At 46.6% G+C, this 11,116-nt stretch carries 11 protein-coding genes and 1 pseudogene; all 12 read right to left on the bottom strand.

The window, feature by feature from the left end; genetic code table 11:
* Positions 1-1,984, bottom strand: a 1,984-nt coding sequence (locus AC1DUA_RS20725) for a DUF5693 family protein (RefSeq protein WP_477501572.1), incomplete at its 3' end; no start/stop codon positions are given.
* A gap of 171 nt (positions 1,985-2,155) precedes the next feature.
* Positions 2,156-3,850: a phospho-sugar mutase gene (locus AC1DUA_RS20720; protein WP_477501571.1), complete on the bottom strand. Its 1,695-nt coding sequence runs from the start codon at positions 3,848-3,850 to the stop codon at positions 2,156-2,158.
* Positions 3,851-3,883: 33 nt separating this feature from the next.
* Positions 3,884-4,294 (bottom strand): 3-hydroxyacyl-ACP dehydratase FabZ, encoded by a 411-nt coding sequence (gene fabZ, locus AC1DUA_RS20715; protein WP_477501573.1) that lies wholly within the window; start codon positions 4,292-4,294, stop codon positions 3,884-3,886.
* Positions 4,287-4,673 (bottom strand): annotated as a pseudogene (locus AC1DUA_RS20710) (CDP-alcohol phosphatidyltransferase family protein); the annotation flags it as partial. The pseudogene AC1DUA_RS20710 and the gene fabZ, both read right to left, overlap by 8 nt.
* Before the next feature lie 100 nt (positions 4,674-4,773).
* Positions 4,774-5,001 (bottom strand): DNA-directed RNA polymerase subunit beta, encoded by a 228-nt coding sequence (locus tag AC1DUA_RS20705; protein WP_477501570.1) that lies wholly within the window; start codon positions 4,999-5,001, stop codon positions 4,774-4,776.
* A 26-nt stretch (positions 5,002-5,027) separates the two neighbouring features.
* Positions 5,028-5,894, bottom strand: coding sequence for a flagellar hook-basal body protein (locus AC1DUA_RS20700; protein WP_477501569.1), 867 nt, complete (start codon positions 5,892-5,894; stop codon positions 5,028-5,030).
* Between the two features lie 23 nt (positions 5,895-5,917).
* Positions 5,918-6,811: a flagellar hook-basal body protein gene (locus AC1DUA_RS20695; RefSeq protein ID WP_477501568.1), complete on the bottom strand. Its 894-nt coding sequence runs from the start codon at positions 6,809-6,811 to the stop codon at positions 5,918-5,920.
* Positions 6,812-6,835: 24 nt separating this feature from the next.
* Positions 6,836-7,837, bottom strand: a complete 1,002-nt coding sequence (gene mreB, locus AC1DUA_RS20690) for a rod shape-determining protein MreB (RefSeq protein ID WP_477501567.1) — start codon at positions 7,835-7,837, stop codon at positions 6,836-6,838.
* 164 nt (positions 7,838-8,001) lie between these two features.
* Entirely contained in the window at positions 8,002-8,292 is a 291-nt protein-coding gene (gene spoIIID, locus AC1DUA_RS20685) for a sporulation transcriptional regulator SpoIIID (RefSeq protein ID WP_029195640.1), read from the bottom strand.
* Positions 8,293-8,591: 299 nt separating this feature from the next.
* Positions 8,592-9,323 (bottom strand): peptidoglycan DD-metalloendopeptidase family protein, encoded by a 732-nt coding sequence (locus AC1DUA_RS20680; RefSeq protein ID WP_477501566.1) that lies wholly within the window; start codon positions 9,321-9,323, stop codon positions 8,592-8,594.
* A gap of 182 nt (positions 9,324-9,505) precedes the next feature.
* On the bottom strand, positions 9,506-10,120 hold the full coding sequence (locus AC1DUA_RS20675; protein ID WP_477501565.1) for a SpoIID/LytB domain-containing protein: 615 nt from the start codon (positions 10,118-10,120) through the stop codon (positions 9,506-9,508).
* Positions 10,121-10,239: 119 nt separating this feature from the next.
* The coding region (locus AC1DUA_RS20670) for an RCC1 domain-containing protein (protein WP_477501564.1) at positions 10,240-11,116 on the bottom strand (877 nt) is incomplete at its 5' end.

Genomic DNA, 11,116 nt, shown 5'->3' with positions numbered 1-11,116 from the left:
GAACAAGGCCAATGATGGCGCCAAATACAATACCGTAGGAAATACGGATTAGAGAAATATGGAGCGGTGTATGCAGATGTGCAAATGTATCAACAATGGAAAGCTGTCCAATTACACCAATGAAAATTAAGTAAACGGCATGTCTGTAGCGTAGGGATAAGTACGCACCAAGAATGAAAATAGGATGAGCTACTAAGAACTCTTTCGTACGCGGACGTACGCCAAGTGTATTCTCCAAGAACGAACGGAATAATTTCTCCACCGTTGAAGCTTGTCCTTCATTACCAGTACGAGACAAGTAATAGAAAACCGCAGCCAGACCAATCCCAGCAATAACGATCCACAGCACGCTAATAAAAGAAGTAAGGATACGACGAACATGCGCGACTTTATCACTATAGGTATTATTTTCACTAAAGAACAACAAGTACACACCTGCGATTGCGATAGGCAGTAAATGGAGCGCACCTACACCACGGAACTGCTGCAGAACCAGCGAATACGTAATGTGATTGAGGAGCGCAACCTCGTAGACAACACCAAGGAGTGAAATCGCCGATGTTTTGATGAGTGTCCATAATGCAAACGCAAGACCTGACTTCCACTTCGCAGCGGCTCCAGAACGAACCGTTCGGATCGCCAGCATAATCGCAATGCTCGGGGCGGAAATCGCTGATGCCAAGGCAAGTCCCTGTGCATATAAATTAGCTGACAAGGTATGTAGACCAACCAAACCGAGCAGACCGAGAACGAAAAGTACGAGTGTGGCTTCTGGAATGAAGAAAGAAATCATGAGCACAATGATGCTCAAACCACCGATCAACATAAAGACGCTGGCAATTTTTTGCCATCCTGTTGTATGCATATCGAATGCCTGGGCTAGACCAATTGTAAAGCCAGCCTTCTCAATGCGTGGAATTGCACCATCTTTCCCTTGTAAGCTCTCGTAAAATGCAGAAAGAGGGTCTACTAACTTACCTTTATCAAGACTCTTAAGCGGCTTAGCGTTTATGAACACCATACGGATGTTGCGATCTTTCACAGCTAGCACGAAACGATCCRCAACTCCTTGAATGCGATCTTCCAACTCAGCCTTTTTCAGCGGCTCCATTAGCTTCTCTCCATCTTTCTCCGTGAAAGAATGCAGCCGGACAACATTATAATTCGTTTGCTTCGCTAATGTGTTAAAACCTTTTTGAGGCTCTTTCAATAATTCGATAGCAGCTAAACCGATGCCATACTTGTTCAATAGATCGGCCATTTTATTAAGGCTAACTTCTGTATCTTCTTCCGTATAACCTGGAACTTCATTGCCATCGACAATGATTCTTTTCACGCCGATATCATGCAGTTGCTTCAGGAAACGATCCATCTCATTCGTAACGAAAGGTCGACGATTGGATAGACGCACTACGATTTGGAAGCCTTGTTCCTTCAACATTTGCAACGTAATCGGGTCAGGGTCCATCCCTTTAATTGAAGCATCGTCCATGCTCATTTGAATAATGAGCCCGTTACGATTCTTGAAGCTCCATGGTTTAATGCCAACATTGAGGTCAGCAAATGTTTTCTGAATTAAAGGCTCCAGCTTTTGCTGCGTTGCACTGTCCTTGAATAACACATAGGTGAAGTTCTCGTTAGTATCACCAAAGGTTTGGGTAAGCGCGGCTGCGTCTCTAGAGTTGAACATCTCAATGTGACGGCTTTCTTTGAATTCGCCCAGCGTACTTTCATACACAGCCATTGATCCAATGCCAGCGGCCTTCATATTCTTCAGCTGCTGCGCGATGAAGCTCTGCGGGTTTGTTTGCAAATCCGAAACATCTAATAAGTCACGATAGTCAAAAACGAACTCGACGTTCTTCGTCGAAGTTTCCGTTAGGTGACGTGTGTAAGCTAGCGGAAGCGAGCCTAACATGCCAATAATAACAAGCCACCATAATACATTTTTGAGCGGGTTATTCCACGTTTTATACCAATTCACTAATTGTCCACTCCTTAGAGCATTTACTTTCTATTCCCTTATACATTCGAAAACCCCTTCAGCTCCTAAACTCGAGGAAATAGGCCAAATGAATACGGATTTATTCCATCTATTCATTAGACGTCCTATCCCTGACTTAGGTTCTGAAGAGGTTCAATTGATCCTATTTCATTATCCGTCTACACGGCTAAGCACATATTGAATGATGCGATCCAGCTGTTCTGCGGCTTCTGCGCCTGACGATCCTTTTACCGCAAAATAGAACTTAATTTTGGGTTCAGTACCTGACGGACGCAAGCAGAACCAGGAACCATCCTCCAGCTTGAATTTCAGCACATTCTCGAGTGGAAGTCCATCTACACCTTTGGCGTAATCTTCCATAGCTGTAACTGGCGTACCGGCAATTTCAGTTGGAGGATTCGTTCTCCATGCTTCTACCATACGTCCGATTTGTTCTACGCCGTCTTTCCCTTTGAGCGTCCTTGACTCCAGTTTTTCCAAAAAGTAACCAAAGGATTCGTACAGCTCTTGCAGGACTTCATATAAAGTCTTACCTTGCTTCTTGTAGTAAGCTGCCGCCTCTGCGATAAGCATAGCTGCGATGACTGCATCTTTATCTCGGGCATAGTCCCCAGCCAAATAACCATAACTCTCTTCGTAGCCAAATAGGAAGGTATGCTCACCCGTTTGCTCGAATTGCGTCATTTTTTCCCCGATATATTTAAAACCAGTTAGCGTATTTAACGTTGGAATCCCATAATGGCCCGCGATTACCGCACCCATTTCGCTTGTTACGATCGTTTTGACAACTACGCCATTCGCTGGCAGTGTTCCACGCTCTTTCAGACTTGATAATAAATAATTAACAATGATGGCTCCCGATTGGTTGCCTGTCAGAACAAAATACTCCCCGTTTTGATCCTTCACGACTGCTCCCATGCGGTCTGCATCCGGGTCGGTTCCGATAATAATATCGGCATTCCATTCCTTGGCTTGTCCGATAGCGAGCGTGAAAGCTTCACGTTCTTCCGGATTCGGAGACTTCACTGTTGAGAACTGCGCATCTGGCAGCTCTTGCTCAGCAACAACACGGACTTGTCCAAAGCCGAGGGAGTTCAATACGGCCCTGACCGGTACATTACCCGCTCCATGCAGTGGCGTGAAGATGACACGGAAATCATCGCTTATTTCCTTGATCACGTCCGGATTCTGACTAATGGCGGTTACTGCCTTTATGTATGCTTGATCAACATCTTCACCAAGCCATGTAAGAAGACCTTGTGCTTCTGCTTCTGCTTGGCTCAGTTTCTTCACTTTATCAAAAGTGTTGATGCTCTGAACTTCAGCGATTACTTGCTCTGCAAACTGAGGAACGAGTTGTCCACCGTCTGCGCCATATACTTTATATCCATTATATTCGGGTGGATTATGACTTGCTGTCACGACAACGCCTGCTGTCGCGCCCAAGTATCTCACAGCAAAGGATAGCTGCGGTGTAGCATGCAAAGTCTTGAATAGATAAGCCTTAACGCCGTTTCCTGCGAAAACCAGGGCAGCCTCTAGAGCGAACTCCGGCGACATATGACGTGAATCGTAAGCCAGTACAATAGAAGGGCTTTGTACGCCTGTGCTATTCACATATTGTGCAAGACCTTGGCTTGCACGACCAACGGTGTATACGTTGATGCGGTTCGTTCCAGCGCCAATCACGCCACGAAGCCCACCTGTTCCAAATTCGAGATCTTTGTAAAAGCGATCCTCAATTTCTTTCTCATCTTCCCGAATTGCTTGCAGTTCCTTTTTCGTTTCTGCATCCACTGCTGGATCGTTCAGCCATAATTGATACTCTGTTTGTACGCGCGTCATAGTAGTCAGGTTCATCTCCTTTTATCTATGGGGTTATTTATTAGCAAGGGCGAACATAAGTTCACCTTCGACTACCACTTTCTCGCCTACTTTCGCCACAGCCTGGCCTTTGACAATCGTTCCTTTTACACGTGTAATCGTCATTTCTAATGTCAGTGTATCGCCAGGTACCACCTGTTGGCGCCAGCGAATCCCATCTGCACCAGCGAATAAACCAATTTTACCTTTATACTGAGGCATCGAGAGGACCGCTACAGCGCCTACTTGTGCCAAAGCTTCAATAATCAGCACACCCGGCATAACCGGATAGCCTGGGAAATGTCCTGCGAAAAATGGTTCATTAATCGTTACATTCTTAATCCCTACCGCTTTCACGCCTTCTTCTACTTCCAAAATGCGGTCAACGAGCAGAAAAGGGGGGCGATGTGGAATAATTTGCGAGATAGTAAAGTACGGTCGTTAATTTCCCCATCACATTGGCGGGAACGGTTAATTTACCCCTGAAGTGAACGAATGCAGAACCCATGATCATACCTAGATCACGTATAAAAATCGCTGCCGCCGCTTGCCATGGTATCATCCCTGTAATAAGCAAAGATAGTATGACTGCAATCATCATGCACTTATCCGCAAGGGGGTCCAGCATAACACCAACGGGTGTAACTAAACCTCGAGTTCTGGCAATATAACCGTCTAAGATATCTGTCAGCCCTGCTGCCAGCAAGATCAGGAAGGCTATCTGGATATGGCCGCTGAAAAAAATGATGAGGTACACAGGGATAAGAACAAACCTGCTAATGGTGAGCATGTTCGGAATATTCAAAGTACCCCTCCTGCGCCTTTTATCTGGTATCTGACGATTAGCCTTCATTCATTATACATTTGCTTACACAAAAATAAAACTCCCAATAAGGGAGTTTGAATTAATTCGCAAATACCAAATCGTATAAATGCCGCCAAGTGCTTATATGGAGGATCTCTGCTGATGGCTGATGGCCCAGCTTGGAGTATCCGACCCACAGTCCGATATAAACGGCCAGCACGCAAAGAACGGGAATACGTATGATTTTGAAAATAAGCCATATAATATTCAGCCATTTCGGCCGTGGTGCTTTTTTCTTTGGAGTAGGCTTGTTAGGCTTGTCAGACATCGAGCCCTATCCCTCCCTTTCTACGATCAGGCGCGCAAATTATTCGCGATATTCATCATCTGATCGGAAGATGTAATCGCCCGGGAATTGAGTTGAAGAGCCCTTTGCACCATCACAAGATCCGTCATTTCGTCGGAAAGTGTCACGTTGGATTGCTCCAAAAACCCCTGCATCAATGTAACCCGATTATTGGTTGTATCCAGCCCCGGATTCACATTTTGCAGAATGTTCGCCTTCTCGGCCTCCGTAATTCCCGCAGGAAGAGCGTATAGGTTATCTCCAACATCTTGGAGCAACTGTGGACGCACAACGCGAACCAGCTTGATCTGTCCCAGATTAAGTGGCTCAGCACTTGGGTCCTGTTCGCTGTATCCGTTGATGATACCATCTGGTTGAACAACAGGTCTGAAGCCAGCAGGTATACGAATTGGATTGCCGTCTGCCCCTGTAACGAAATGGCCCTCTTTGGTAGTAAGCACCGTATCGCCATTGGCATCAGGTGTCAAATTGAAAGAACCATTACGTGTCCACGCAGGCTGGAACACTTGGTTCCCGTTCCCATCAACCTTGCTGACAGACACTTCAAACAAACCGTCTCCCTGAATCGCAAAATCCGTGATACCGCCCGTAGACTGAATAGGTCCTTGGGCAAGGTTCGTTTGGATTTGCACCAGCTTTGAACCCCATCCTTGGTTGAAACCTAGGGGGGAGAATCTGCCTTGCTGACGGAATCCTTCCGGCTGCGACTTCACATTGGTCAGAACATCCTCAAAGGAGGCATCCTTTTTCTTAAAACCGTTTGTATTGATGTTCGCTATGTTATTGGACAAGATATCCAGCTTTTGCTGTAAGCTGTGCATGGATACCGATGAGTTAATCATGGAATTGTTCATGTGTGGCTCCCTCGCAAGCTAGATTAGACGCGTCCGACTTCGTTCGCTGCCTTGTCCATACTTTTATCATAAGATTGAATGACTTTCTGATTGGCTTCATAGGCACGGAGTGCTGACATCATATCGACCATAGACTGCGCAGAATCCACGTTGGAGCGCTCGATAAAGCCTTGGCGAACCTCAACTTGATCACCAGCAGCAACCTGTGCAACCGTCGCTTCGTCACCCGGATTAATCCGCAACAAACCATTTCCTTCACGCAGCAGCAGATTCGGATTCTCTGCACGCGAAAGCATTAAGCCTACAGGTTGTCCAGCCTGATTCAACAATGGTTGGCCGTTCCCATCAAGGAACTCACCTTTGTCTGTCACCTTAAAGGATCGAATGGGTTGGCCCGCTCCATCAACAAGGAACAAGGGTTGTCCATCACGGCCCAGCACTTGATTGCCATTGGCGTTCACGAGCTGGCCAGTCGRATCTACAGTAAATTTACCATTTAAGGAATACCGGAGCTCTCCATCCGCATTCATCACGGTGAATAGTGCCTGCGGCTGGAACGTGCGCTCCCCATCCGCATTCACGTATTTCCCCGAAGCATCAAAAGCCATGCCCGGCACTTGGATGTTCGACACGAGGGCAAAATCAAAAGGAWTCTGCGTTTCCTGTAGGTCACCTTGTGTGTGAATGGAAATATTCTCCTCCGAAAATACACCGAGACTCATCTTCCCAAGCGGTGCCGTCGAGGCGCCTTGTCCACCGCGAATTGTAGAAATAAGCATCTCCGGGAACGAACGCGACAAGGCATTGCCTTGCTTAAAACCCGGGGAATTAATATTAGCAATATTGTTCGTAATGGTATCGTGTCTGCGCTGCTCGGAGATCATTCCTGCCGCCGCGGTATACAGTCCTCTTAGCATCTCTTCACCTCTTGGATAAACTGTCTAGTTAAATTTACGCTTGGAAACTTTATCTAGGTTATCGAGCATAATCCCTGTTCCTTTGACTACGCAAGACATTGGGTCTTCCGCAATTAATACTGGAACCCTCAGCTCGTCCGCTAACAACTGATCCAGACCGTGAAGCAAGGCTCCGCCGCCGGTTAGGATAACGCCACGATCAATGATGTCTGCGGAAAGTTCAGGGGGCGTACGCTCCAGAACACTCTTCGCAGCCGTTACGATCGATGAAACCGGATCCCATAGGGCTTCCTGGACCTCACTGGAGTGAATCGTAATCGTAAGCGGCAATCCGGATACCATATCTCTACCGCGAATATCCATCTCTTGATCTCTGCCGTGTGGATATACCGTTCCGATTTTCAACTTAATATCTTCGCTTGTCCGCTCACCGATCAGCAGCTTGTACTTATTTTTGATATACTTTGTGATTGCAATATCGAACTTGTCGCCAGCGATTTTGATGGAGGAGGAGGTGACGATGTCGCCCATGGATAACACAGCCACATCCGTCGTCCCTCCGCCAATATCTACAACCATGTTACCGCTAGGTTGGAAAATGTCCATACCGGCGCCAATTGCCGCTGCCTTCGGTTCTTCTTCCATGAATACCTCTCGGGCACCACTGCGCTCAGCCGCTTCGCGGATCGCTTTCTGCTCAACCGAGGTGATGTTGGTAGGGGCGCAAATCRAGATGCGCGGATGCGAATACCAGTTCTTGCCCCCTACTTTTGCAATAAAATGCTTTAACATCATTTCTGTAATATCAAAGTCCGCGATAACACCATCTTTCAATGGACGAATCGCGATGATGTTGCCAGGAGTTCTACCCACCATTCGGAAAGCTTCTTCTCCTACAGCAAGCACGCGTTTCGTATCGCTTTCAATCGCTACTACAGATGGCTCATCGAGCACAACGCCGCGTCCTTTCACATGAATGAGCACATTTGCCGTGCCGAGATCTATTCCAATATCCTTGCTTAACATTTCAAGTTAATCCTCCCTAAATCTACCGTCCATCCCGTGAAGAATCGGCGCTCTTATAGATAGTTCTAATTATAAGCTAAATTCGCTGCAAATGCATTAATTCCTCTTTTTCCGTGAAATTTCGACATTCCCAGTTCCAGGAAACCTTCGGGATGTAGGTATTTTTAGGATTTGACCGTGACTAAGTTTTCGGAGTGCTTCGGGTTTCGCGTCTTTCGATACTTGATTTTCGTCGCTTCTCCTCCCCTTAGATGTCTAATGGACTTGTGATACTCCAAAATGTGCTTCACCTGGTTGGCCAGGTCCGGGTTGATTTCCGGCAGTCTTTCCGTCAAATCCTTATGCACCGTGCTCTTGGAAACACCGAATTCCTTCGCAATGGTGCGAACCGTATTCTTGGTCTCGACGATACAGGTACCAATCTTAATGGTTCGCTCTTTGATGTAATCGTGCACTCCCCTCGCCTCCCTACTCGAGATAGTTTGGTAAAGTATATGAGGGGCATGACTAGATATTCTACGTAACCAAGCCTGACAAGCCCATTTCCCATATTTATTTTCAAAAAAATCAGGAAATAAGGGCTTATGCGGTCTTTTTTGGCAAGGACAAGTCTGTTATGTACGTGCTGGAGGGCAAGCCATGGGGGAATCCCCTAGGCTTCAAAGCAAAAAAGCAGCAGGATGTACCCGCTGCCCTCATTCTATGTAGGCTAGTTGACGACGAAGCCGCCTGGTTGCCTTTTCATTGGTACCGATTACTGTTTAGCGTTTAGAATCGTTTCTGGGTTCAGAGCGGCATTATCGCTAACTTGACGCACTTCAAAGTGCAGGTGCACGCCGTCTTCCTTCTCGAACTCATTACGTCCCGCTTTTGCGATGACGTCGCCTTTTTTCACTTCAGCGCCTTTGGTTACTTTGACCTCAGCTAAGCTTTGGTACACGCTGATCAAGCCATTGCTGTGTGTAATTTCGACAAGAGAGCCGACAACCGGGTTTTGCTCAACTGCCGTAACTTTACCACTCATAGCGGCCAATACATCAAATGCTGCGCCATCTTTGGCTTTCAAATCGATTGCGGTATGCGGCGTCAATTGATCGTTGTACTGAATCATTGCCGCCTGCTTAACTTCATTGGTTGCATTGGTGTCATAGAACGGGATGGATACGTCAAGAGCTGCTCTGTCTTTCACAGGCCATTGCATAGCTTCTGCTGGTGCGTTAACGGCAAGCGCCCCATCTTTGGAATTGTCAGGTGCTTGATCGTTACTGCTTACCTTAATGCCCAGATCGTCTTGGCTGACTGTTTTCGTACCTGTGTCCTGGTACACCCACATTAAGGTTAAGATAATTGCCGCTGCTGCTACATATGTTGCTGGGAATACCCATTTCTTAGCAAGCAACTTCTTCCATGCGGATGGACTTCCTTGTGCCCCTTGAACAGTTTTAGGAGCTTCTTCTTTTTGAAAACCTTTGTTTTGATCACTCATGGTTAATCACCTCATCAACCATTCTTGACACATTTAAAGGTTTTATACTTGAAGAAAGATATTTTTATAGAAACGTTATAAACTAAGATTTTTGGATAAAAGGGGACGCTTTTTCAATAGATATGCCTGTGTAATAGTAGGTTACAATCTGCGCCGCAGTCTTGCCCTCCTTGGCCATTCCATTAGCGCCCCATTGGCTTAAGCCAACGCCGTGACCGAATCCGTAGGTCGTAAACGTAATTTTGGAGCCGGACCATTTCCATGCAAATTGAGAAAATCATATCTTGCGTTTCATTCACAGCTCTATCGATTTTCGCCATATTCGTTTCATACGTACCTTTCGTCCACTTCTCTCTTAGCTGTTGATCGGTCAAATAAGCTTGGTGTGCGGTCGTATCTGTTACAAGCGCATCATTAACTGGCACATTACTATAATCCTTCTCCAGCACCCTGCGTACAACGTATGTTCTAGCTGCCATTGCTTGCGCTTTGAGCGCCTCTAGCTCGAACTCTACTGGCATTTCTGCCGCAAGTACACCTTTCACATACTGCTCCAACGGCACCGTTTCGATCTCATCTTTTTTGGTCAAATAGACAGGGATCATCAACCCTTGAGCGGTCACCGTCTCCTGATGAGAGCCATCAATTGCTAGCTGGCCAGGAGGTGGATCATCTCCGCCCGGAATCTTCTTGACTAGCAATCCAGGAACAAGAAGGATGACGCAAAGCATAGAAGACAAACAAACAGCCATCCATAGGATGGCCCCGCGGCCAGGAACACGTTTTTTCTTCAACATCGTCTCAGCAGCCTCCATAAGCGCGTTTACTAGCAGGTATTTTGGTATGACTTAGCTTATGAGAGGTATTGCTAGAATAGAACAAAGGGAGACAGCCTCTGTTCTATTCAACTTTAGATTTACAGACCTGTGACTTGAGCGGGCGAAAAATGATCCGTCGTTGTGCCATCTCCTAGTTGACCAAACCGGTTCTTACCCCATGCCCAAACGGTTCCGTCAGATTTGTGCGCCAATGTGAAAGTTGCACTTGTAGACAAGGTTGTTACCCCGCTAATACCCGCTACCTGATTAGGGCTCAGATAGGTGGATCCACTCGTTCCGTCCCCCAGTTGCCCACTGTGGTTGTTACCCCACGCCCATACGGTCCCGTCATTTTTCAACGCTACGCTATGAAGCCAACTTCCATCTACTTCTTTCACATTGCTCAAACCTGGAATCTGAATCGGTGTTGTCTGACTCGTAGTAGTACCAATTCCTAATTGTCCACCTGCATTATTTCCCCAAACCCATACGGTTCCATCCGTCTTTACTGCAAGACTGTGAGAGGTACCTGCTGACACACCCGATACATTACTGAGACCGGACACCTGTACCGGAGTCAATGGAGTCGTCGTTGTTCCATCTCCTAGTTGAGCGTCCGTGTTATATCCCCATGCCCAAACAGTTCCATCTGATTTCACTGCAAGGCTATGATAGTTTGTCGAGTCGATGGCTACGATATTGGTTAAACCGGATACCTGCACGGGCGTTAATCGGTCCGTTGTTGTTCCATCTCCCAATTGACTAAAAACATTGCTTCCCCAAGCCCATACGGTTCCATCAGACTTTAACGCTAAACTATGGTAGTTACCCACTGCAACATCAATGACATTTGTTAAATTATTCACTTGAACCGGGCTATTGCGATTAATGACTGTCGTGCCATCTCCCAGTTGACCAGAAGAATTCGTTCCCCAAGCGAATACGATCCCATCACTGCGTAAAGCCAAACTGTGG

The organism is Paenibacillus sp. 01T422 (genome assembly GCF_056398785.1).
This window is presented reverse-complemented; position numbering and strand designations above follow the sequence as displayed.